Genomic DNA, 20859 nt, shown 5'->3' on the forward strand with positions numbered 1-20859 from the left:
CCCGATCCCCGACGACCACTGGCGACCATCACATGTCACGCGCAGCACTCCTCGTCCTGGCCGACGGCCGCTTCCCCGCCGGCGGGCACGCCCACTCCGGCGGGGCCGAAGCGGCCGTCAAGGCGGGCCGCGTCACCGGAGCCGCGAGCCTGGAGGCCTTCTGCCGGGGGCGGCTCCACACCAGCGGCCTGGTGACGGCCGCCCTCGCGGCGGCCGCCGCCCTCGGCGTCGACCCGGTCGCCCTGGACGAGGCGGCCGACGCCCGCACGCCCTCACCCGCCCTGCGGGCCGCGGCGCGGCGGCTCGGGCGGCAGATGATGCGGGCCGCCCGCGCCACCTGGCCGCACCCCGAACTCGACGCGCTGGCCCGGCGGTTCCCCAAGGGCGCCCATCAGCCGATCGTCCTCGGACTCGCCGCCCGCGCCGCCGGGCTCGGACCCGAGGACGCCGCGTACTGCTCCGCGTACGAAGGTGTCAGCGGCCCGGCGACCGCCACGGTGCGGCTGCTGAGCCTCGACCCCTTCGACGCCACGGCCGTCCTTGCACGGCTCGCCCCCGATCTGGACCGGGTCGCGCTGGACGCGGTCGAGGCGGCGAGACGCGCCGCCGACGAAGGCGTCGACGAGCTGCCCGCGGCGTCCGCCCCGCTTCTGGAGATCGGCGCGGAGGCGCATGCGGCCTGGCCCGTGCGGTTGTTCGCCTCCTAGCGGCGCTCTGCCTTCCGTACCCGATCTGGGGGCTCTGCCCCCAGACCCCCTATCGGCCTGAACGGCCTCGTCCTCAAACGCCGGACGGGCTGAAACCCCCCATATTGGAGCCGTAACCATGCACCTCGACCACTCCCACAACGGGCCCGCCGCCGTCAGCGCCGACGCCGTCCGGCCCGACGGGCGCCGTCGCGCCCTGCGCATCGGGCTCGGCGGGCCCGTCGGTTCCGGCAAGACCGCGACCGTCGCCGCCCTGTGCCACGCCCTGCGCGCGGAGCTCTCCCTCGCCGTCGTCACCAACGACATCTACACCCGCGAGGACGCCGAGTTCCTGCTCCGCGAGGCCGTCCTGCCGCCCGAGCGGATCACCGCCGTGGAGACCGGCGCCTGCCCGCACACCGCGATCCGCGACGACATCTCCGCCAACCTGGAGGCCGTGGAGGACCTGGAGGACGAGGTCGGGCCGCTCGACCTGATCCTCGTCGAGTCCGGCGGCGACAACCTCACCGCCACCTTCTCCAAGGGGCTCGTCGACGCGCAGATCTTCGTCATCGACGTCGCGGGCGGCGACGACATCCCGCGCAAGGGCGGGCCCGGCGTCACCACGGCCGACCTGCTCGTCGTCAACAAGACCGACCTCGCCCCGCACGTCGGCTCCGACCTCGCCCGGATGGCCGCCGACGCCAAGGCGCAGCGCGCGGAACTCCCGGTCGTCTTCCAGTCGTTGCGCTCCGACGAGGGCGTCGGGCCGGTCGCGGCCTGGGTGCGCGAGCAGTACGCGGCGTGGACCGCGTCGGCGTGACGCTCGGCCTCGCCCCACGCGGCCGCACGGAGCCGGGCCGTGGCGCGGGCCTGCGCGCCACCGCCCGCGTCGTGGCGCGCGCCGACGGCCGCGGCGGCACCGCCCTGCCCGTACTCGACGGTGAGGGGCCGCTCGCGCTGCGGCGCACCCGTTCGACCGGCCCGGCGGCGCACGTCACCCTGGTCGGCGCGATGAGCGGGCCCCTGGGCGGCGACCACCTCACCATCGAAGCCACCGCTCGCGAAGGAGCGCGGCTGCGCATCGGCTCCGCCGCGGCCACTCTCGCGCTGCCGGGCCAGACCAAGGAGACGGCGCGCTACGACGTGCGCCTCACCGTGGCGGAGGGCGCCGAGCTGCACTGGCTGCCCGAGCAGTTGATCTCGGTGTGCGAGAGCGATCTGCGCGTCACGACGCGGGCGGAGCTGGCCGCCGGGGCCCGCCTGGTGCTGCGCGAGGAACAGGTGCTCGGCCGCACCGGCGAAGCCTCCGGCCGCCTGACCAGCCGCCTCACCGTGCGCCGCGCGGGCACGGCGCTGCTCGACCAGGAGCTGTCGTGCGGGCCCGGCGCGCCCGGCGGCTGGGACGGTCCCGCCGTCCTCGCGGGACATCGCGCCGTGGGCCAACTCGTCGTCGTACGACCGGAGTTCGAGCAGGGCAAGCCGCGGGCCGCGCCGCTGGGGGAGTGGGCCGCGCTCACTCCTCTGGCCGGGCCCGGCGTCCTGATCACCGCCGTCGCCCCGGACGCCCTGCGGGTGCGCCGCATTCTGGACGAGGCTCTGCGCGACCTGGGCTGAACCACTGGGAAATCGCCTCGGTGCGAGGCCGGGCGATCTCCCGGTAGTCCGCCGTCCGCAGCGCCGGCGGGCGGTCGAGCCGCGCCGCGTCGAAGAAGATCTCCTCGTGCGCCAACAGGGCCGGATCCACCACGCTCCCCGAAAGCCGCTCCGCCCTGCCGTTCTCGTGCGGCCCGCAGCTCGAACCCGTCGGCACTTGGCCGCCTGCTCCAAGGTGTTCCCGCGCAGAGCGCTCACCGCCTGCAGGAACGAACGCCGCGTGTGGCCCCGGGTTCCTCAGCTCAGCGGCATCCGCGGGAACTTCCGGGGCTCCCTGGCGCCCGCCGCGGCGCGCTCGGCCTCCTCCGCCTTCACGACCGCCGCGTACTTGTCGACGTACTCCTGCCCGGAGAGCCCGAGGATCGCGTACATGATCTCGTCGGTGACGGCCCGCAGGACCGCCTTCTCGTTGTCCATGCCGAAGTAGCGGGAGAAATCGAGGGGCTCGCCGAAGCGGATCGTCACGCGCCGGAAGTTCGGCACCTTCTGGCCCGGCGGCTGCGCCTCGAAGGTGCCGATCATCGCGCAGGGGACCACCGGCACCTCCGCCTTGAGCGCCATCGCCGCGACACCGACCTTGCCCTTGTACAGCCGCCCGTCGTGCGAGCGCGTGCCCTCCGGGTAGATGCCGAGCAGCTCGCCCTTGTTGAGCACGCCGAGGCCCTCGCGGATCGCGGCCCGGCCCGCCTCCTTGCCGGAGCGGTCGACGGGGATCTGCCCCGCGCTGCGGAAGAACGCGGCCGTCAGCCGGCCCTTGAGGCCGGGCCCCGTGAAGTACTCGGCCTTCGCGAGGAAGGTGATGCGGCGCTTGATGATCGCGGGCATCAGGAAGTGATCGGAGAACGACAGATGGTTGCCCGCGACGATCGCGGCCCCCGACTCGGGCACATGTTCCAGACCCTCGATCCTGGGGCGGAACATCAGCCGGAGCAGTGGGCCGAGGATCACGTACTTGAGCAGTAGATAGAACATGGCGGCCGCCTTCCCTGATCCAGGTGCGGACGCACAGTAGCCAATCGGCGACGCGGACGCGAGAGCCCGTTCGGGCCCTTACGCGCCGCCGTGCGGGCGACCCACCGGTGAGGCGGCTCGACGCGCGGCACGGACGGGGGGTCCGCTGGCTTCCTCCGAGCGTCCCCGACGCCACGGACCGACGCCACAGAACGTCACCGTCACCCCTTACGGAGGTTTCGCATGCGCCCGTTCACCGTCGCTGCCGCCGCCCTGATCGCCCTCGGCGCCACCGTCCCCGCCCACGCGGCGGACGACGCCCACACCCCACGGCACCCCGGGCTCTTCCTCACCGTCTCGGGCGCCGAGAACTCCTGGATGCGCGGTGTGCTGCTGCGCTGCGAGCCCGCGCCCTCGGGGCACCACCCGCACGCCGCCAAGGCCTGCGCGGCCATCGCCGGCGCCAAGGGCAACTTCGACCATCTCGCCGACGACCCGCACGTGTGCACCAAGGAGTACGACCCGGTCACCGTGACCGCGACCGGGTCCCACCAGAACCGGTCGATCAGCTGGCACAAGACGTACCCCAACGCCTGCACGCTGGACTCGGACACCGGCCACGTCTTCCGCTTCTGAGACCGGAGCCCGCCCGGGCAGACCTGGCCTGTCGCGCGCCGCGGCGTTCACGTGGCGCGCGACAGCACCATCCCGAGCGTGATCAGTCCGAGCACGACCCAGCCGAACCACAGCCAGCCGTTGCTCCCGAGCCCCACCGAGTAGGCCGTCACCATGACCAGGCCTCCGATGGTGAACCCACCCATGGTCTTCGTGGAACCGGGCATCGCTCAGCCTCCTCCCGGCAGCCTCCGGCGCCTGCGCGTCGAGACCGCGGTCCGAAGACCATCGTCACCCCGCGAGGCCCTTCGGCGCTAGCGTCCGCGTGCGGCCAGTGAGGCCAGATAGGCGTTGTACGCCGCCAGCTCCTTGTCACCGTCACGGTCCGCGGCGCGGTCCTTGCGCCGGGACTCGCGGTCCTCGGAGCGCCGCCACTGGAAGAGCAGCGCCACCAGGACCACCACGGAGGGGATCTCGCTGAACGCCCAGGCGATGCCGCCCGCCGCCTCCTGGTCGGCCAGCGCGTCGATGCCCAGCGAGGCCGGCGGATGCATGTACGTGCCGATCATCGGCTCGGTCCCCATCATCAGCGCGATGCCGAAGAACGCGTGGAACGGCATGCCCGCGAACAGCTCCAGCATCCGCATCACATAGCCGGGGCGGTGCGGCCCGGGGTCGACGCCCATGATCGGCCAGAAGAAGACCAGGCCGACGGCGAGGAAGTGCACCATCATCCCGATGTGGCCCGCCTTGGAGCCCATCAGGGTGTCGAAGATCGGCGTGAAGTAGAGCGCGTACAGACTCGCGATGAACAGCGGGATCGTGAACGCGGGGTGCGTGACGATCCGCATGTACCGGCTGTGCAGCAGCCACAGCAGCCACTCACGGGGCCCCTTGTGGCCGCGCGCCGCGACCGGCAGCCCCCGCAGCGCCAACGTGATCGGCGCGCCGAGGAGCAGCAGGATCGGCGACAGCATGCTGATCACCATGTGCTGCACCATGTGCACGCTGAACATGACCATGCCGTAGTCGTTGAGCTTGGTGCACATCACGAGCAGGACGGTCAGGATGCCCAGCACGAAGGAGATCGTGCGGCCCACCGGCCACTTGTCACCGCGCCGCACGAGCCGCGCCACGCCCCACCCGTACAGGGCGAGGGCCACCAGGCAGCCGATGAGGAAGAAGGGGTCGGCCGAGAGTTCCAGGCCTCGCCCCAGCGTGAACGGCGGCAGATCCATGTTCATGCCGTGCCCGCTGTGATCCATCCAGTGGCTCCTGATTCGTGCGGATTGTGCGACGTGTGTCGGCACCAGAGTAGAACCGCCCCCGGCCGCTGACGCGACCGGGGGCGGATAGTTCAATCGGCTCCGGCGTCAGAGCACGCACTCCGCCTCGGCGTACCGCTCGTCCGGCACGGTCTTCAGCGTCTCGACGGCATCGGCGAGCGGCACCATCGTGATGTCCGTGCCGCGCAGCGCCGTCATCCTGCCGAACTCGCCGCGGTGCACGGCCTCCACGGCGTGCCAGCCGAAGCGGGTCGCGAGGACGCGGTCGTACGCGGTCGGGGTGCCGCCGCGCTGGACGTGGCCGAGGATGACAGGGCGCGCCTCCTTGCCGAGGCGCTGCTCCAGTTCGAGGGAGAGCTGCCGGGCGATGCCGGCGAACCGCTCGTGGCCGTAGACGTCCTTGCCGCCCTCGTCGAACTCCATGGAGCCCGCGCGCGGCTTGGCGCCCTCGGCGGCCACGACGATCGCGAACTTCTTGCCCGCCGAGAAGCGCTCACCGACCTTCGCGGCCAGCTCCTCGATGTCGAAGGGGCGCTCGGGGACGACGATGGCGTGCGCGCCCGCCGCCATCCCGGAGTGCAGGGCGATCCAGCCGGTGTGCCGGCCCATGACCTCCACGATGAGCACGCGCTGGTGCGACTCGGCGGTGGTCTTCAGCCGGTCGAGCGCCTCCGTCGCGACGCCCACCGCGGTGTCGAAGCCGAAGGTGACGTCGGTGACGGCGATGTCGTTGTCGATCGTCTTGGGCACGCCCACGATCGGCAGGCCCGCGTCCGAGAGCAGCCGGGCCGCCTTCAGCGTGCCCTCGCCGCCGATCGGGATGATCGCGTCGAGGCCGAGGTCCGCGACGTGGCCCTTGGCGCGCTCCACGCCGTCCCGCAGATGGGCGGGCTGCACGCGCGAGGAGCCGAGGATCGTGCCGCCGCGGGCGAGGATGCCGCCCACCGCGTCGAGGTCGAGCTTGCGGTAGTCGCATTCCAGGAGGCCTTTCCAGCCGTCGTGGAAGCCGATGACCTCGTCGCCGTGGTCCGCCACCGCGCGGTGCACGACGGAGCGGATGACGGCGTTCAGGCCGGGGCAGTCGCCGCCGGAGGTCAGGACACCAATGCGCATAGCCCGGAATACCTTTGCAACGTGGGCCGAATGGCCGGACCACGTCGTCCGGCTGGATCCCCGCCACCCTATAGGCGCCGGGGGGCGGGGCCGCATCCGGCGTCCGAGGGCTGGACGCCCCCGCTCACATGTGCGGGCGGGGCGTCAGGCGGGCTGCTGCGCGGCGTTGATGCGCTCGTTGCGCAGCGCCTCGTACCAGCGGTCGTCCGTCGGCGGCAGCGCGTTCACATCGAGGGCCAGCTTGAGCAGCAGGTCCGCGATCAGCGGGTTGCGGGCGAGGACGGGGCCGTGCATGTACGTGCCGAAGACCGTGCCGTTGTACGCGCCCTCGGTGCCGTCGCCCGTGCCGTTGCCCCGGCCGAGCTGGACGCGGGCGAGCGGCCGCGCGGACGGGCCGACGTGGGTGACGCCCTGGTGGTTCTCGAAGCCGGTCAGCGGGGGCAGACCCAGCTGCGGGTCCAGGTCGGCGAGGACGTCACCGACGCACCGCTCGCCCTCGCCGCGCGTGGAGACCACGTCGAGCAGGCCGAGGCCCGGCTCGCGCTGACCGAGGTCGTTGATGAACTCGTTGCCGAGGATCTGGTAGCCGGCGCAGACCGAGAAGACGATCGCGCCGTTGCCCACGGCACGCTGCAGGCCGCCGTCGCGGCGCAGCCGCTCGGCCGCGAGGCGCTGCGGGCGGTCCTCGCCGCCGCCGATCAGATAGATGTCGCCGGAGGTCGGGATCGGCTGATCGCTGCGCACGTCGTAACGCTCGACCTGGAGGCCGCGCTGGCGGGCGCGGCGCTCCACGACCAGGGCGTTGCCCTGGTCTCCATACGTGCTGAGCAGGTCGGGGTAGACCCACACCAGCCGCAGGCTGTTGTCGCTCATGCTCATGTGTCCCTACGAAGGTCTGGAAGGGCCGGTGGGGTCAGTTGCCGACGCGGCGGCGCAGGTCCTGGAACGCGGTGTAGTTCGCGATCGTCTCGATGCGTCCCGGCGGGGCCAGCTGCGCCGCCTCGTCGACGCTCTCGCAGACGCGGAAGTCCAGGCCCGCGACCTCCAGGCGCACGGCCAGGTCCAGCTTGCGGTCGCCGAGCACGAAGATCGGGTGACCGGCGAGCCGGGTGTAGTCGACGTCCCAGAGCCAGGAGGTGTCCGTGCCGTCCGCGCCGCGGGCGTTGACGGAGAGGATCACCGGGGTCGGCGGCGGGTCGATCAGCGAAAACGTCTCGAGCCAGCCCGCGGGGTTCTTCGCGAGGAGCAACCGCAGGTCGCGGCCCTGGAACTGCACGACGTCATAGCGCCCGGCGACCGCCTGCACCTGGTACATGCGCTCCAGGGCGACCTGCGGCGGCACTCCGAAGACGGCGGCGACGGCCGCCGACGAGGTGGCGTTGGCCTTGTTCGCCCGGCCCGGCAGCTGGAGGTGGATCGGCCAGGCCGAGCCGTGCGGGTCCAGGACGTGGTCGCCGGAGAGCACCCAGCTGGGCGCGGGGCGGCGGAAGCCGCACTCGCCGCAGAACCAGTCGTCCCCGGGGCGCTGCATGACGCCACCGCAGGACGGGCACGACCAGGCGTCGTCCTTCCACTCCTGGCCGGCCGCCACCCACACCACGTTCGGAGAGGAGGAGGCGGCCCAGACGACCAGCGGGTCGTCCGCGTTGGCGATGACGACGGCCTTCGTACCCGCCAGGCCCTCGCGCCACTTCTCGGCGAGCATGCGGGTCTCGGCGGCGCGGTCCAGCTGGTCGCGCGAGAGGTTGAGCAGCGCGATCGCCTTGGGGTCCACGTCACGGGCGACGCCCGAGAGGTACTTCTCGTCGACCTCGATCACGCCGTACTTGGCGTCGGAGCCGCCGGCGAGCGCCGAGGTGATTCCGGCGGGCATGTTCGCACCGAGTGCGTTGGAGACCACCGGGCCGCTGGCCCGCAGGGCCTCCGCGATCAGACGCGTGGTCGTCGTCTTGCCGTTGGTGGCCGACACGAGGACCACGTCCAGGTGTGTGGCGAGCCGCCCGAGCAGCTCCGGGTCGAGCCTGAGCGCGACCTTGCCGCCGATCACCGATCCGCTGCCGCGGCCAGCCGCCCGCGACACCGCCGCGGCCGCCTTGCCCGCCGTCACGGCCAGCTTGGCCCGCGGCGACAGCGGGTCCGTGTTGCCTGACATCTGTCGAGATCCTCCTTGCGTACGGCGCCGCGCCTGCCCCCGGCATCGTTTCTCTGCTCAGCCTATCGAGATCCGCTGACAAGCCCGAACCACGGCACCACCTCGGTGCCGCTCCACCGCATGGACCGTACTCTTGCCGCCATGCGACACGGCTCGATCCCGGGCGCCTCGGGGCGCGTACGACCTCTGACCCTGCTCGGTGACCCCGTGCTGCACACGGCCTGTGAGGAGGTGACCGACTTCGGTCCCGAACTGGCGCGGCTCGTCGAGGACATGTTCGCGACGATGTACGCGGCGCAGGGCGTGGGCCTGGCCGCGAATCAGATCGGTGTCGCCCAGCGGGTGTTCGTCTACGACTGCCCTGACGACGAGGACGTCCGCCACCTCGGACACGTGGTCAACCCCCGGCTCGTGGAGGCGGACGGCGTGACCGTGCGCGGGCCCGAGGGCTGTCTGTCGCTGCCGGGCCTCGAAGCGGGCACGCCACGCTTCGACCATGCCGTGGTCGAAGGGGTCGACCTGCGCGGGAAGCCGGTACGGGTGCACGGAACGGGCTGGTTCGCGCGCTGCCTGCAGCACGAGTGCGACCACCTGGAGGGCGGCGTCTACACCGACCGGGTCACCGGCTGGCGGCGCCGCAGGGTGCTGCGGGCCGCCGCCAGGGCCTCCTGGACAGCTTGAGGGCACCCGAGGTCAGAAGCCCGGACCGCCGACGCGGTTGCCCGCGGCGGCCAGGCGCCCCCAGAGCAGATCCGCCAGGCTGCGGACCAACTGCTCGCGGGAGCAGGGCCGTTCGCCGAGCCACCAGTCGCCGGCCGCGTGCATCATGCCGACGATGCCGTGGCCCCACACGCGGGCGAGCTGGGCGCTGTCCGGTCCGAGGTCGACGCGCTCCTCGATGACCTCCGCCAGCTCCTCGCCGAGGCGGCGCAGCAGGGGGGCGGAGTGCAGACCGACGTCGAAGCCCTGCTCTCCGGGGGACGGTGCCTCGGAGGGGTGCATCAGGAACCGGTAGACCTGCGGACGTGACTCGATCGCGGTGAGGTAGGTGTCGAGCGTCGCCTCGACCCGCTCCCTGCGCTCGGCCGGGGCGTCCAGGGCGGCGCGCAGGGCTTCGAGGAGCGCGTCCGTGTGCCGCTTGGCGAGCGCGGCGTAGAGTCCGCCCTTGTCGCCGAAGTGGCGGTAGAGGATCGGCTTGGTGATGCCGGCCTCGGCGGCGATGGCGTTCATGGAGGCGCCGGGGCCGTCGCGGAGCACCACCCGGTCCGCGGCCTCGAGCAGCTCGCGCCGCCGTCGTCGATGGTCCGCGGATCTCTGCTGTTCGGTGCGTTGCGTGGTCTCCATAAGCGTTCTCTCCCCGCCCGTGCGATTGCGTGACGCACGCGCAACGTAACACTCGGCGTGCGAGGGGCATCGAACGGGCTGCCGGGAGTTGACACGGACTACTCGCCGGTAACACACTTCTGTTACCGCTAGTAACGCCTTAGTTGTCGCAGGTTCTGGAGGGGTCATGGCCGAGTTCACCATGGAGCTCAACGACGAACAGAAGGAGGTCCGGGACTGGCTCCACGGGTTCGCCGCTGACGTGATCCGTCCCGCGGCCGCGGAGTGGGACGAGCGTGAGGAGACCCCCTGGCCCATCATCCAGGAAGCGGCGAAGCTCGGGATCTACTCCCTCGACTTCTACGCCCAGCAGTTCTTCGACCCCACGGGCCTCGGCATTCCGATGGCCACGGAGGAGATCTTCTGGGGTGACGCGGGCATCGGCCTGTCCATCATGGGCACGGGCCTGGCCGCCGTCGGCGTGCTCGCCAACGGCACCGAGGAGCAGATCGGCACCTGGATCCCGCAGATGTACGGCGACGTGAACGACGTCAAGGTCGCCGCCTTCTGCTCCTCCGAGCCCGACGCCGGATCCGATGTGGCCGCGATGCGCACCCGTGCCGTCCACGACGAGGCGAAGGACGAGTGGGTCCTCAACGGCACCAAGACCTGGGCGACCAACGGCGGCATAGCCAACGTCCACGTCGTCGTCGCCGTCGTCGACCCCGAGCTGGGCTCGAAGGGGCACGCCTCCTTCATCGTCCCGCCGAACACGCCGGGCCTGTCCCAGGGGCAGAAGTTCAAGAAGCACGGCATCCGCGCCTCGCACACCGCCGAGGTCGTCCTGGAAGACGTACGTGTCCCGGGTCACTGCCTCCTGGGCGGCAAGGGCAAGCTGGACGAGCGCCTCGCCCGCGCGCGGGAGCGCGCCAAGTCCGGCGGCGAGCGTGTGAAGAACGCCGCGATGGCCACCTTCGAGGCGTCCCGCCCGGCTGTCGGCGCGATGGCGGTGGGCACGGCCCGTGCCGCGTACGAAGAGGCCCTGGAGTACGCCAAGACGCGCACGCAGTTCGGCCGTCCGATCATCGACAACCAGGGCGTCGCCTTCCAGCTCGCCGACATGCGCACCCAGATCGACGCGGCCCGCCTCCTGGTGTGGCGCGCCTCGTGGATGGCGAGCACCGGCAAGAAGTTCGAGTCGGCCGAGGGCTCCATGTCCAAGCTCTACGCGAGCGAGGTCGCCAAGAAGGTCACCGCGCAGGCCGTGCAGATCCTCGGCGGCAACGGCTTCACCCGCGAGTATCCGGTGGAGCGGATGCACCGCGATGCCGCGATCTACACGATCTTCGAGGGTACGAGCGAGATCCAGCGCCTGGTCATCGCGAGGACGCTGTCGGGGATGTCGATCCGCTAGGGCCTACGGCTGGTACACGTACGGAGTGGTCGTGCACAGCGTCGCGAAGCCGAGCCGGTCCAGGATGGGGCGGCTGTCGTCGGAGGCGTCGACCTGCAGATAGCGGTAGCCGCGCTCGGCGGCGATGCGGGCGCGGTGGGCCACCGTCGCGCGGTAGACGCCCTTGCCGCGCCAGTCGGGGGCGGTGCCGCCGCCCCAGAGCCCGGCGAAGTCGGTGCCCGGGCGGAACTCCATCCGGGCACCACAGACGGGCCGCTCGCCTGCCATGGCGACGACCGCGACGATCTCGTCCGGCGCCTCGGTCAGCTGGGCGAGCACCCGCTTGGCGAGCTGCTCGCTCAGCGCGGCGTCGGCTTCCCCGAACGCCGCGAGGTGCGCCTCGGCCATGAGCTCGACGCCCGCCGCGTCCGTCACCGGGACCAGCCGGATGCCCTCGGGCAACTCAGGGCCCGCGGGCAGCTCTTCGACCTCGGCGACCATCACGGTCTCCAGGGGGTCGGCCACGAAGCCGGCGGCGAGGAGCCGCTCGGGCAGGTCGGCGGGGTGGTCGTAGGAGTGCAGCTTCCACTCGAACTCGCGTCCGGCGGCGGTGTAGTGGCGCACCTGCTCCGCGATCACGGCGTCCGCCGTCGTCGCGTCGGTGTCCGCCCACAGGACGCCGTTCCAGTCGTGCTCCGAGCCGGTCTGACGGACGACTCCACCGACCCGCTCGACCCGCGCGCCCGGACTCTCGCTCCGCGCGTCGCGCCTGATCTGCCGGTCGTACGCGGCCAGTACCGCTGCGTGATCCATTCGGTCACTTCAGCAGGGGCGGGGAAGGGCCGGCAAGCGAATATCGGCGATCGCCGATGGCCGGGGAGTGAGGGGTCAGGAGTGCCAGCGGCAGCGGAGGGCCGCGGTGATGAAGCCGGGACCGAAGGCCACGGCGACACCGTTCGCCCCGTCGGCCGGCGCATCCGCGTGCGTGCGTTCGAGGACGCGGAAGACGCTGACACCTCCCATGTTGCCCTCTTCCGTCAGGGTGTCCACGGAGTGGCGGGCGCCGCTCGGACCGAGGCCGAGAGCGTCGGCCGTGCCGGTGATGATGCGCAGACTGCCCGGGTGGATGACCGCGAAGTCGGTGGTGTGGTCTCCCAGCCAGTCCGTCAGGGGAGTGAGTGCGGAGACGGCCGTGTGAGGAGCCTGCTTGGTAGAGTCGAAGTGCATCCCGTGGGGGTCGAGCCGCCCGCGGTAACTGTCGAGGCTGTCCGGAAGGGCGTACTCGAAGGAGTCCTCGACCACCAGCCCCGGGCCCGACGGAGCGCTGGTGACCACCGTCGCGGCGGCGGCGTCCGCGAACAAGGCCTTGTAGATCATCGATTCGATCGTGTCGGCGATGTGGTTGTAAGAGGTCGAGAGCACCTCGGCCGCGACGACCAGCACTCTGCTGCCGGGCCGCGCGGTGACCAGGTCCGTGGCACGGATCAGGGCCTGGACGCCGCCCGCGCAGGCCACCGTCGTCAGAGCCACCCGGCGCACCGTCGGGCGCAGGCCGAGGCGGTCGATGAGATGGACGTCGAGGTTGGGCACGGCCCATCCGGTGGCATGGGAGGTGACGATCGCGTCGACGTCCTGCGGCGCCAGCCCGGCCGCCCGCAGGGCCTCGACGGCGGCCTGCTCCGACATGTCGACGGCGTCGTCGAACGCGGCCTGCGTCCGCTCCCGGACATCGGCCGTACCGGAGACCGTGGGGGAGACGAGGGGACGTGTGAAGTGGCGTGAACTCACACCGCAGTTGTTGACGACGCGGAGGATCGCGTTGAGTCGGGGATGGTCGCGGTGGTGTGTACGTATGTCTTCGGCGATCTCATCCGTGGTCACCTTGTGGGCACCGAGGACAGTTCTGGGGACGGACACAAAGGCTGGCATGAGGCACTCCCACGGTACTGATCGGGGCGGGGGGTGCCGATAACGTACTTGACGGTGCGGTCGGTGTCCCCTATGCGTGGGAGCGGAGCCTCGGGTCCCTACACGGCTCGCAGCATGGGTGCGCGTGCATGCCTGCGCTCCGTGCCGGCGTGGTAGATGAGGATGAACAGACGCGAGCCGGGAGCGGTCATGGGCTGTGCCGCACAGATCGAGACCCAGCCGAGGCCGTGGACGGCGTGCCGCAGGGGGCGCTCATGACCGTCGGGGTGTATCAGGGCGCCGTCGACGTCGTAGAGGTGGGCGAGCTCGGGGTCCGCGAGCACCTCCTTCTCGATGCCGCGCAGAATCTCGTCGTCGGGGCGGGCCACCAGGGCGGCGCGAAGCTGCGGCAGCACCATCGGGAGCCATGAGGTGCGCCAGTCGGTCAGCCGCTCGCGGCCGTCCTGGTCCAGGAGCATCCACCGCATGGTGTTGGTCGGCACTTTCCGGTCGGGGAACATCGCCTCGAACGCCTCGTTGTGGGCGAGGAGTTCCCAGGACGCGTCAGTGACGTATGCCATATGCGTGATGCTGTCGACCGCCTCCTGCCAGACGCCGGGTATCTCCTTGCCCGACGAGGGGTGGAGCGGACCCGGCGGGTCCTGCAGCAGCGCGTACCGGCACAGCGACACCCACTCCTGCTCATTGAGCCCGAAGAGCCGCGCGACATCCCGCAGCAGCGAGGTCGGCGGATTGGGGTAATGGCCGGACTCCAGACGGTGATACGTCCCGAACGTTCGGTGCAGCAACTGGTCGACCTGGTGCTGCGACAGGCCGGGAGCCCGCCGCCCCTGGCCGCTCGGCCGGGAGAAGCCATGCGATTCGGGGGCAATGAGGGCGCGTCGTTCGCGGAGCAGAGCGCGGAGCGCCGTCTTGTTCATGGTGGGTAATCCCTCTTGGTACACGCCGAGTTGGAGCGTGATCAGTCTAAATATTCACAACTTCTTTGGTAGTAAACATTGCCCGAAGAAAACGATCAGACGCTGCGGCATCATGGTGTGCGCGACCTCGTCGACCTGCAGGTTTGATCGTCGGCGAGTGCGTGGGCACAACTGTGGGGCATCTTGTCCGGGGCGTTCGAGAATGGCTGAAATTCCCCGGCATTGGGTACCTCCTAGGCCCAACGGGCCGATGCGGGAAGCGTGTGGGACGGTTGTTCGTATTCTGATCCGTGTGGTCGGAAACGGGGCAGCGCGGAGCCGCATGGAGCTTCTTCCCGGACCGGTCTCGGGGGTCCACCGGCTGCGGCCGGTGCCGTCACTCGCCATTACGTAGCGGCCACGGTACCGGCCGCCCGTGGTTGTCCCCGGGCGCGTCACGCGGCAGCGATCCGCTCCTCCGCCCGCGCCAGGATCTCCGTGACCCGCAGCCCGAACCGGACGTCGCACGGGTGGGCCGTGCCGGTGCGCGCGGCCGTCACCAGTTCGTCGACCGCGGTCCCGAACGCCCCGTCGGCGCCCTCCCACGTGGGCAGCACCGCGATGCCGTTCTCGCCGCGCAGCTCCACCGCGAAGCCCGCGCACTTCACCGGCGCCGTCAGGCTGAGCGCCGCCGTGCTGGACGCGCCGCCGGTGTGCCGCAGGATCAGATGGGCCGTGTCCCCGGGGCCGCGCGCCGCCGTCACGTCGCTCACGTCGCCGAGGACCGGCAGCAGCATCGACAGGGCGTGCGGGCCCACATCCCACAGGCCACCGCGGCTCGCACGCCACGGCGAGGAGAACGCGCCACACCCGTCCGGGGTGTAGAACGAGCCGTACCAGTCGGCGCGGCCCGTGAACCAGCCGCCTAGGGCGGCCTGTTCGGAGAGCCACGCGGAGCTGACGGCGGCGAAGCGCAGCGTGAAGAAGACCACGGACGCCACCTGGGCCCGCTCGGCCTCCCGCGCCAGATGGCGCGCGGCGTCCGGCGCCGTGGCCACCGGCTTGTCCAGGAGCAGGTGGCAGCCCGCCGCCGCGGCCCGCGCGGCCAGCGGCGCCTGCACGTCGGGCGGGACCGCGAACGCCACCGCGTCACTGGCCGCGAACAGCTCGTCCACGTCCGCGTACGCCGTCGTCCCGTGCGCGGCGGCGAGCGTGGCCGCGGCCTCCGGCCTGCGGCCCCACACACCGCTGAGGTCGACGTCCGGATGCGCGGCGAGAGCGGGGGCGTGCGTGGCGGTGGCCCAGGGCCCGGTACCCACCAGGCCGATGCGGAGACGGTTCATGGGCGGCAGTATGACCGAAGGCGTCCGAATGCGACCTATCACGGCAGAAACCCCCTTCTTCAATGGCCAGTTGCCGGCCATGCGTATTCGGGACACGAGAGGCATGGGCCTCGGGCACATGCCAGCTTCCGGGGGTTGAATACCCATACACCCACTATGGTGAATTTCAATTCACCTCATGCAGGCGGGGGAGTTTTTGATGAAGACCGTCCCGGTTTCAGGCGATGCTCCGCAAACGTCCCCGACCTCGGACCCGCCCTGCCGCAGAGACGCCGAGGCGACCAAGGACGCGATCTCCCGAGCCGCCAGACACCTCCTCGCACGGCACGCGCACGGTGACATCACCCTCAAGGCGGTGGCCGAACGCGCCGGGGTGAGCGCGCCACTGGTCCTGAAGTACTTCGGCAACAAGGACGCCCTGTTCACGCACGTCATGTCCTTCGAAGCCGACGCGGAGGCGCTTCTCGACGCGCCCCTCGCCGACCTCGGCCGCCACATGGTCCGCCGGCTGCTGACCGGCCAGGCCGAGCGGGGCGCCGACCCCATCCTGCGCATCGTCTTCGCCCCGCTCCACGGCGAGCGGGGCGACATCCTGCGCGCCGACTTCCGCGCCCAGGTGTCCCAGCGGCTGGGCGAGCGGCTGGCGGGGCCGGACGCGGGCCTGCGCGCCGAACTCGCCGCCGGCATGCTGATCGGTCTCGGCGTGATGTACGGCATCGCCCGCGGCCCCCATCTGCGCGCCGCGACGATCACCGAGCTCACCGACCGGTACGCGCCCGCGGTGCAGGCGTTCCTGACTCCGAAGTGACGCGCGACGCGCGGCGTCTGCTGGCGTCCGTCGACGGGCAGGCCCCGGCCGATCGTTGACAAGTCTTTGCGCTTGGCCGGAATGTTTCCTTCTGTGATCTCCGGTGGTCCTCGTGACCACGGGTCAAGGGGGCGCGGTCACCCACGAAACGCCTTCTGGCCTTGGTAAAGCGCGGCCGAAAGTGGGTGGGTGGTGACCGTCGCGCAGTCGACGACATGTTGACCGTACGCAACCTCAGGCGCACGATCCTCATATAGATGTTTATTACATCTATTTCGCAAGCAGGAGGAAGCGCATGTGTGGCATCACCGGCTGGGTCTCCTTCGACCGTGACCTGACGGCCGCGTCCACCACTCTGGACGCCATGACGGAGACGATGTCCTGCCGCGGTCCCGACGACCGCGGCACGTGGACCGGCGGCCCCGCCGGGCTCGGGCACCGCCGGCTCGCGATCATCGATCTGCCCGGCGGGCGCCAGCCCATGACGGTCGAGACGCCGACCGGCACCGTCGCCCTCGTCTACTCGGGGGAGACCTACAACTTCACCGAGCTCCGGCGCGAACTGGCAGGACGCGGCCACCGGTTCACCACCGAGTCCGACACCGAGGTCGTCCTGCGCGGCTATCTGGAGTGGGGCGAGGCCCTCGCCGAGCGGCTCAACGGCATGTACGCCTTCGCGGTCTGGGACGCCCGGCACGACAAGCTCGTCATGGTCCGCGACCGCATGGGCATCAAGCCCTTCTACTACTACGAGACCTCCGACGGCGTCCTGTTCGGCTCCGAACCCAAGGCGATCCTCGCCAACCCGCTGGCCCGCCCCCGCGTCGGCATCGACGGGCTGCGCGAGCTGTTCTCCGTCGTCAAGACGCCCGGCCACGCCGTCTGGGAGGGCATGCGCGAGGTCGAGCCCGGCACCGTCGTGACCGTCGACCGCTCGGGGCTGCGCCGCCAGGTGTACTGGTCGCTGGAGACCAGGCCGCACACCGACGACCGTGACGCGACCATCGCGAAGGTGCGCGAGCTGCTGGAGGACATCGTGCGCCGCCAGCTCGTCTCCGACGTACCGCGCTGCACACTGCTCTCCGGTGGCCTGGACTCCTCCGCGATGACGGCGCTTGCCGCGCGCCAACTGGCCGAGGCGGGCGAGACCGTGCGGAGCTTCGCCGTCGACTTCGTCGGCCAGACCGACAACTTCGTCGCCGACGAGCTGCGCGGCACACCCGACACCCCCTTCGTGCACGACGTGGCGAAGGCGGCCGGCACCGAGCACCGCGACATCGTCCTGGACTCGCACGCCCTCGCCGATCCCGACGTACGCGCGAAGATGATCCGCGCGCGGGACATCCCCATGGGCTTCGGCGACATGGACGCCTCCCTCTACCTCCTCTTCCGCGCCATCCGCGAGCACTCCACGGTCGCGCTCTCCGGGGAGTCCGCGGACGAGGTCTTCGGCGGCTATCTGCAGTTCTTCGACGAGAAGGCGCGCACGGCGGACACCTTCCCCTGGCTGGTGCGGTACGCCGACCACTTCGGTGACGACTCCGGCGTACTGCGCCCCGACCTGACGGCGGCGCTCGATCTCCCCCGGTACGTCAAGGACAGTTACGCGACGGCCGTCGACGGCATCCGGCGTCTGGACGGCGAGAGCGACTTCGAGTACCGGATGCGCAGGATCTGCCATCTGCACCTGACCCGCTTCGTCCGCGTCCTGCTCGACCGCAAGGACCGCGCGAGCATGGCCGTCGGTCTTGAGGTGCGCGTCCCGTTCTGCGACCACCGCCTCGTCGAGTACGTCTACAACACGCCCTGGTCGCTGAAGTCCTTCGACGGCAGGGAGAAGAGCCTGCTGCGCGAGGCGACCGCCGATGTGCTGCCGCGGTCGGTCTACGACCGGGTGAAGAGCCCGTACCCCTCCACGCAGGACCCCAAGTACGCGGTCGCCCTCCAGGGGCACGTCAAGGATCTGCTCGCCACGCCCGGCCACCCGGTCTTCGAGCTCGTGGACCGGGAGCGGGCGGCGCGGGCCGCCGGTCGGGAGGCGCCGCAGATCACCCAGGCGTCGCGGCGCGGCCTGGAGCGCACCCTGGACCTCGCGATCTGGCTGGACCTCTACCGGCCGGACCTCGCGCTGTCCTGACCCGCCGAGTCACTCACTCCCCGGCTCCTCCGCGGTCGGTCGTTCCTTTTCACTCCTTGGGCTCGGCCGACGCGGCGAGGGTGTCGAGGAACCGCTGGAGCGCGGGCCTCCCGCCCGCCCCGAGGCTCCGCTGGACGGGCGGCACGCTCGCCCCGCGCCGGGCTTCGGGGATCCGGCACGGACCACCGGGGTGCTCCTCGGTGCGGACGGTCACAGCACGGCGTATGAACTCCGCCACCGGCATCCCGAGCCGGTCCGCGTGGAGCACGAGTGCGGCGTACTCCTCGGGCGTGAACAAGACCTGCACAGGCTTGGCACCGTCCATGGACGCATGATGCCGCCCGGGCGGGTGTGGCGCGGCGCGGTCGGCATATTCGCCCACGAAGGCGTGAAAACGGCGGAAGCCGTCGGCATGAACGAGAAGTGACCCCGACCGGACGGGGGAATCGCGGTCGGGGTCACTTCCTGTTCAACGATAAACCATCGTGGGGGGTGTCCAGGTCAGGGGCATGGCGGTGTGAGCTGCTGCGTTACGCGCTAGTTCACGATCATGGCCACCGACGCCGTGACGCCCACGACGACGATGAACCCGCGTAGCGCGACCGGCGGCAGCCGACGGCCGTAGCGCGCGCCCACGAGCCCGCCCACCGTGGAACCGGCGGCGATGAGACCCGCCGCCGTCCAGTCGATGTCCGCGACCACGATGAACACGACGGCCGCGACGCCGTTGACGATCGAGGCGAGGACGTTCTTCGCGGCGTTCAGGCGTTGCAGGTCGTCCAGGATGAAGGCGCCGAACAGGCCCATGAGCAGCACTCCTTGCGCCGCTCCGAAGTAGCCGCCGTAGACGCCGGTGGCGAGGACACCGCACCACATCGGCACGCCGCCGTCCCGCTTGCCCGGGCTCTCGCGCTCCTTGAGCCGCCGGTTGAGCCAGGGCTGCAGCACCACCAGGGCGCAGGCGGTCAGGATCAGTACCGGCACCACGGCCTGGAAGGCGTCATCAGGCAGCTTCAGAAGGAGCAGCGCGCCGATCAGACCGCCGATGAGGGAGGCCGCGCCGAACCGCACCAGGCGCCCCAGCTGCCCCTTCATCTCCCGCCGGTAGCCGTACGCGGCGCTCAGGGTGCCCGGCACCAGGCCCAGGTTGTTCGACACATTCGCGAGCACCGGCGGAAGGCCGAAGGCCAGCAGCGTGGGGAAGGTGATCAGCGTGCCGGACCCCACCACCGCGTTGATCCCGCCGGCCGCGACACCGGCGACTCCGACGGCCACCATTTCGAGCGCTTCCACACATCACCTTTTCCACAGGGTCGTGGCCCGGCCGCCGGGGTCCCGTCGACCCCGGGTCGGCGCCCGTCGCCGGGTCGCCGCCCGGGCCATGAACGATCTTGGGCCACAGTGAAAACCCAAGTCAATCCTCGGGTTTCCTTGCATCCCCCCAAGAGATAACTTCACTTCTTGTGACTCTCGACGATCTCCGTGTCTTTGTGGCCGTGTGCCGCGCGGGCAGCCTCAGCGCGGTGGCCCGTGACCTCACCTGTACGCAGTCGGCCGTGAGCCAGCACGTCAAACGCCTCGAACGGGAACTCGGCGTGAGTCTCCTTGAGCGGCACGCGCGCGGCGTCGTGCCCACCTCGGCCGGGCGGGTCCTGCGGGCCGCGGCGTCCGAGGGGATCGGCGGCATCGACCTCGCGGTGCGGCGCCTGCGGGAACAGGCGCGGGGCGACGGCGGCGCGGTGCGGATCACCACGGGCGCCACCACCGTGCGGCACTTCATGGCCGAGGCCGTCGTCGGCTTCCGGGAGCGCTATCCACGCGTCGGCCTGGAGTTCCAGACCGTGAGTTCGAGCAGCGGCTGCTTCGACGCGCTCGCCGCCGACGACCTCGACCTCGCCTGGATCACCCTCGGGGAGCCCGTGCGCGGCATCGAGCAGCGGCCCGTCGTGGCACTGCCGTGGGTCCTCGCCGTCCGCGCCGACGATCCGCTCGCCGACCGGCCGCGCGTCGAGCCCGCCGAGCTGGCCACGGGGCAGCTCATCACGCCACCGGCGAACTCGACCTCCCGCGCTCAACTGGACGCCCACCTCGACGAGTTGGGCGTGGTGCTGCCGCCGGGCACCAGCGTCGCCGACTGGGACACGGCCGTACTCCTCGCGGAGCTGGGTCTCGGCCAGGCCGTCGTGCCCGCGCTGCCCGGCTGGCGGGGCCGCGCTCCCGCCGGGCTGCGCATGGTCCCGCTCCCGGAGCTGCCGCCCCTGTCGGTCGGCTGGGCGGTGCGCCGCTGGGACGCGCTCAGCCCGCTGGCCCGCGCCTTCGCCGACACCGTGGCCGAGCACTGCGCGCCGCTCGGCCAGGTGCCGGCTCAGGGCGGCGGCCCGGCGGCGCGGGTCTGAGAGCCTGTCTTCGCACCCCCGCCTGCGCAGCGTCGCCCGGCCCGCACGCCGATCGCACGCACCGACCGCCGCTGCGCCCGCGCTCCGCGCGAACGAGGGGGGTTCAAAGACAGGCTCCGAAGGTCGCGGCAACCTTTCGCGGCTCCGCGGCGACTGCTCAGCAGCCCGTTTC

The 20859-nt window shown here is 71.4% G+C and carries 22 protein-coding genes; 9 read left to right on the forward strand and 13 right to left on the reverse strand.

Features of this window, described 5'->3' with window-relative positions:
* Positions 1–32 precede the first annotated feature (32 nt).
* From ACWDVB_RS20700 to ACWDVB_RS20710, 3 genes are all read left to right on the forward strand, one after another.
* On the forward strand, positions 33–707 hold the full coding sequence (locus tag ACWDVB_RS20700) for an urease accessory protein UreF (RefSeq protein ID WP_451514724.1): 675 nt from the start codon (positions 33–35) through the stop codon (positions 705–707).
* 118 nt (positions 708–825) lie between these two features.
* Positions 826–1509: an urease accessory protein UreG gene (gene ureG / locus ACWDVB_RS20705; protein WP_451514723.1), complete on the forward strand. Its 684-nt coding sequence runs from the start codon at positions 826–828 to the stop codon at positions 1507–1509.
* Positions 1506–2303, forward strand: a complete 798-nt coding sequence (locus ACWDVB_RS20710) for an urease accessory protein UreD (protein ID WP_451514836.1) — start codon at positions 1506–1508, stop codon at positions 2301–2303. The genes ureG and ACWDVB_RS20710 overlap by 4 nt, the downstream gene beginning before the upstream one ends.
* Positions 2304–2579: 276 nt before the next feature.
* On the opposite strand, the gene ACWDVB_RS20715 is transcribed toward ACWDVB_RS20710, so the two are convergent.
* Positions 2580–3314 carry a lysophospholipid acyltransferase family protein gene (locus ACWDVB_RS20715; RefSeq protein ID WP_451514722.1) on the reverse strand — a complete coding sequence of 245 codons (735 nt, stop codon included), beginning with the start codon at positions 3312–3314 and terminating at the stop codon, positions 2580–2582.
* Positions 3315–3536: 222 nt separating this feature from the next.
* Between ACWDVB_RS20715 and ACWDVB_RS20720 the strand changes: the two genes are divergently transcribed.
* Complete coding sequence (locus tag ACWDVB_RS20720; protein WP_451514721.1) at positions 3537–3929, forward strand: SSI family serine proteinase inhibitor; 393 nt, start codon at positions 3537–3539, stop codon at positions 3927–3929.
* A gap of 47 nt (positions 3930–3976) precedes the next feature.
* On the opposite strand, the gene ACWDVB_RS20725 is transcribed toward ACWDVB_RS20720, so the two are convergent.
* The 5 genes from ACWDVB_RS20725 to ACWDVB_RS20745 form a co-directional block, all read right to left on the reverse strand.
* Entirely contained in the window at positions 3977–4135 is a 159-nt protein-coding gene (locus ACWDVB_RS20725) for a hypothetical protein (protein WP_219689097.1), read from the reverse strand.
* Between the two features lie 87 nt (positions 4136–4222).
* Positions 4223–5173: a cytochrome c oxidase assembly protein gene (locus ACWDVB_RS20730; RefSeq protein WP_451514720.1), complete on the reverse strand. Its 951-nt coding sequence runs from the start codon at positions 5171–5173 to the stop codon at positions 4223–4225.
* A 108-nt stretch (positions 5174–5281) separates the two neighbouring features.
* Complete coding sequence (locus ACWDVB_RS20735) at positions 5282–6307, reverse strand: 6-phosphofructokinase (protein WP_451514719.1); 1026 nt, start codon at positions 6305–6307, stop codon at positions 5282–5284.
* A 144-nt stretch (positions 6308–6451) separates the two neighbouring features.
* Positions 6452–7180 carry a type 1 glutamine amidotransferase gene (locus ACWDVB_RS20740; RefSeq protein WP_451514718.1) on the reverse strand — a complete coding sequence of 243 codons (729 nt, stop codon included), beginning with the start codon at positions 7178–7180 and terminating at the stop codon, positions 6452–6454.
* A gap of 40 nt (positions 7181–7220) precedes the next feature.
* A complete protein-coding gene (locus ACWDVB_RS20745; protein WP_451514717.1) occupies positions 7221–8459 on the reverse strand; it encodes a MurT ligase domain-containing protein in 1239 nt (412 codons plus the stop codon).
* A gap of 141 nt (positions 8460–8600) precedes the next feature.
* Here ACWDVB_RS20745 and def point away from each other — a divergent pair, with 141 nt between their 5' ends.
* Positions 8601–9140, forward strand: a complete 540-nt coding sequence (gene def / locus ACWDVB_RS20750; protein ID WP_451514716.1) for a peptide deformylase — start codon at positions 8601–8603, stop codon at positions 9138–9140.
* A 12-nt stretch (positions 9141–9152) separates the two neighbouring features.
* Here def and ACWDVB_RS20755 read toward each other — a convergent pair whose 3' ends face one another.
* Complete coding sequence (locus tag ACWDVB_RS20755; protein WP_451514715.1) at positions 9153–9803, reverse strand: TetR family transcriptional regulator; 651 nt, start codon at positions 9801–9803, stop codon at positions 9153–9155.
* Positions 9804–9969: 166 nt separating this feature from the next.
* Here ACWDVB_RS20755 and ACWDVB_RS20760 point away from each other — a divergent pair, with 166 nt between their 5' ends.
* On the forward strand, positions 9970–11196 hold the full coding sequence (locus ACWDVB_RS20760) for an acyl-CoA dehydrogenase family protein (RefSeq protein ID WP_451514714.1): 1227 nt from the start codon (positions 9970–9972) through the stop codon (positions 11194–11196).
* 3 nt (positions 11197–11199) lie between these two features.
* Here the strand turns inward: ACWDVB_RS20760 and ACWDVB_RS20765 are convergent, their stop codons facing one another.
* The 4 genes from ACWDVB_RS20765 to ACWDVB_RS20780 form a co-directional block, all read right to left on the reverse strand.
* Positions 11200–11988: a GNAT family N-acetyltransferase gene (locus tag ACWDVB_RS20765; RefSeq protein WP_451514713.1), complete on the reverse strand. Its 789-nt coding sequence runs from the start codon at positions 11986–11988 to the stop codon at positions 11200–11202.
* 75 nt (positions 11989–12063) lie between these two features.
* A complete protein-coding gene (locus ACWDVB_RS20770) occupies positions 12064–13056 on the reverse strand; it encodes a PhlD (protein WP_451514712.1) in 993 nt (330 codons plus the stop codon).
* A gap of 146 nt (positions 13057–13202) precedes the next feature.
* Positions 13203–14024, reverse strand: a complete 822-nt coding sequence (locus ACWDVB_RS20775) for an MmyB family transcriptional regulator (RefSeq protein WP_451514711.1) — start codon at positions 14022–14024, stop codon at positions 13203–13205.
* 434 nt (positions 14025–14458) lie between these two features.
* Positions 14459–15346, reverse strand: coding sequence for a Gfo/Idh/MocA family protein (locus ACWDVB_RS20780; protein WP_451514710.1), 888 nt, complete (start codon positions 15344–15346; stop codon positions 14459–14461).
* 199 nt (positions 15347–15545) lie between these two features.
* Here ACWDVB_RS20780 and ACWDVB_RS20785 point away from each other — a divergent pair, with 199 nt between their 5' ends.
* Both ACWDVB_RS20785 and asnB read left to right on the forward strand, forming a co-directional pair.
* Complete coding sequence (locus ACWDVB_RS20785) at positions 15546–16154, forward strand: TetR/AcrR family transcriptional regulator (RefSeq protein WP_451514709.1); 609 nt, start codon at positions 15546–15548, stop codon at positions 16152–16154.
* A 295-nt stretch (positions 16155–16449) separates the two neighbouring features.
* Complete coding sequence (asnB, locus tag ACWDVB_RS20790; protein WP_451514708.1) at positions 16450–18291, forward strand: asparagine synthase (glutamine-hydrolyzing); 1842 nt, start codon at positions 16450–16452, stop codon at positions 18289–18291.
* 49 nt (positions 18292–18340) lie between these two features.
* Here the strand turns inward: asnB and ACWDVB_RS20795 are convergent, their stop codons facing one another.
* Positions 18341–18616: a plasmid mobilization protein gene (locus tag ACWDVB_RS20795; protein ID WP_451514707.1), complete on the reverse strand. Its 276-nt coding sequence runs from the start codon at positions 18614–18616 to the stop codon at positions 18341–18343.
* A 212-nt stretch (positions 18617–18828) separates the two neighbouring features.
* Positions 18829–19584 carry a sulfite exporter TauE/SafE family protein gene (locus ACWDVB_RS20800; RefSeq protein WP_451514706.1) on the reverse strand — a complete coding sequence of 252 codons (756 nt, stop codon included), beginning with the start codon at positions 19582–19584 and terminating at the stop codon, positions 18829–18831.
* A 170-nt stretch (positions 19585–19754) separates the two neighbouring features.
* Between ACWDVB_RS20800 and ACWDVB_RS20805 the strand changes: the two genes are divergently transcribed.
* Entirely contained in the window at positions 19755–20687 is a 933-nt protein-coding gene (locus ACWDVB_RS20805; RefSeq protein WP_451514705.1) for a LysR family transcriptional regulator, read from the forward strand.
* Positions 20688–20859: the final 172 nt, after the last annotated feature.

The organism is Streptomyces sp. NPDC003379 (genome assembly GCF_053589195.1).

Coding starts and splice junctions, on each gene's coding strand:
- ACWDVB_RS20785 (WP_451514709.1), top strand. CDS start 15,546: ATGAAGACCGTCCCGGTTTCAGGCGATGCTCCGCAAACGTCCCCGACC.
- ACWDVB_RS20765 (WP_451514713.1), bottom strand. CDS start 11,988: ATGGATCACGCAGCGGTACTGGCCGCGTACGACCGGCAGATCAGGCGC.
- ACWDVB_RS20715 (WP_451514722.1), bottom strand. CDS start 3,314: ATGTTCTATCTACTGCTCAAGTACGTGATCCTCGGCCCACTGCTCCGG.
- ACWDVB_RS20795 (WP_451514707.1), bottom strand. CDS start 18,616: ATGGACGGTGCCAAGCCTGTGCAGGTCTTGTTCACGCCCGAGGAGTAC.
- ACWDVB_RS20745 (WP_451514717.1), bottom strand. CDS start 8,459: ATGTCAGGCAACACGGACCCGCTGTCGCCGCGGGCCAAGCTGGCCGTG.
- ACWDVB_RS20780 (WP_451514710.1), bottom strand. CDS start 15,346: ATGAACCGTCTCCGCATCGGCCTGGTGGGTACCGGGCCCTGGGCCACC.
- ACWDVB_RS20760 (WP_451514714.1), top strand. CDS start 9,970: ATGGCCGAGTTCACCATGGAGCTCAACGACGAACAGAAGGAGGTCCGG.
- ACWDVB_RS20740 (WP_451514718.1), bottom strand. CDS start 7,180: ATGAGCGACAACAGCCTGCGGCTGGTGTGGGTCTACCCCGACCTGCTC.
- ACWDVB_RS20700 (WP_451514724.1), top strand. CDS start 33: ATGTCACGCGCAGCACTCCTCGTCCTGGCCGACGGCCGCTTCCCCGCC.
- ACWDVB_RS20735 (WP_451514719.1), bottom strand. CDS start 6,307: ATGCGCATTGGTGTCCTGACCTCCGGCGGCGACTGCCCCGGCCTGAAC.
- ACWDVB_RS20775 (WP_451514711.1), bottom strand. CDS start 14,024: ATGAACAAGACGGCGCTCCGCGCTCTGCTCCGCGAACGACGCGCCCTC.
- ACWDVB_RS20725 (WP_219689097.1), bottom strand. CDS start 4,135: ATGCCCGGTTCCACGAAGACCATGGGTGGGTTCACCATCGGAGGCCTG.
- ACWDVB_RS20720 (WP_451514721.1), top strand. CDS start 3,537: ATGCGCCCGTTCACCGTCGCTGCCGCCGCCCTGATCGCCCTCGGCGCC.
- ureG (WP_451514723.1), top strand. CDS start 826: ATGCACCTCGACCACTCCCACAACGGGCCCGCCGCCGTCAGCGCCGAC.
- ACWDVB_RS20730 (WP_451514720.1), bottom strand. CDS start 5,173: ATGGATCACAGCGGGCACGGCATGAACATGGATCTGCCGCCGTTCACG.
- asnB (WP_451514708.1), top strand. CDS start 16,450: ATGTGTGGCATCACCGGCTGGGTCTCCTTCGACCGTGACCTGACGGCC.
- ACWDVB_RS20755 (WP_451514715.1), bottom strand. CDS start 9,803: ATGGAGACCACGCAACGCACCGAACAGCAGAGATCCGCGGACCATCGA.
- def (WP_451514716.1), top strand. CDS start 8,601: ATGCGACACGGCTCGATCCCGGGCGCCTCGGGGCGCGTACGACCTCTG.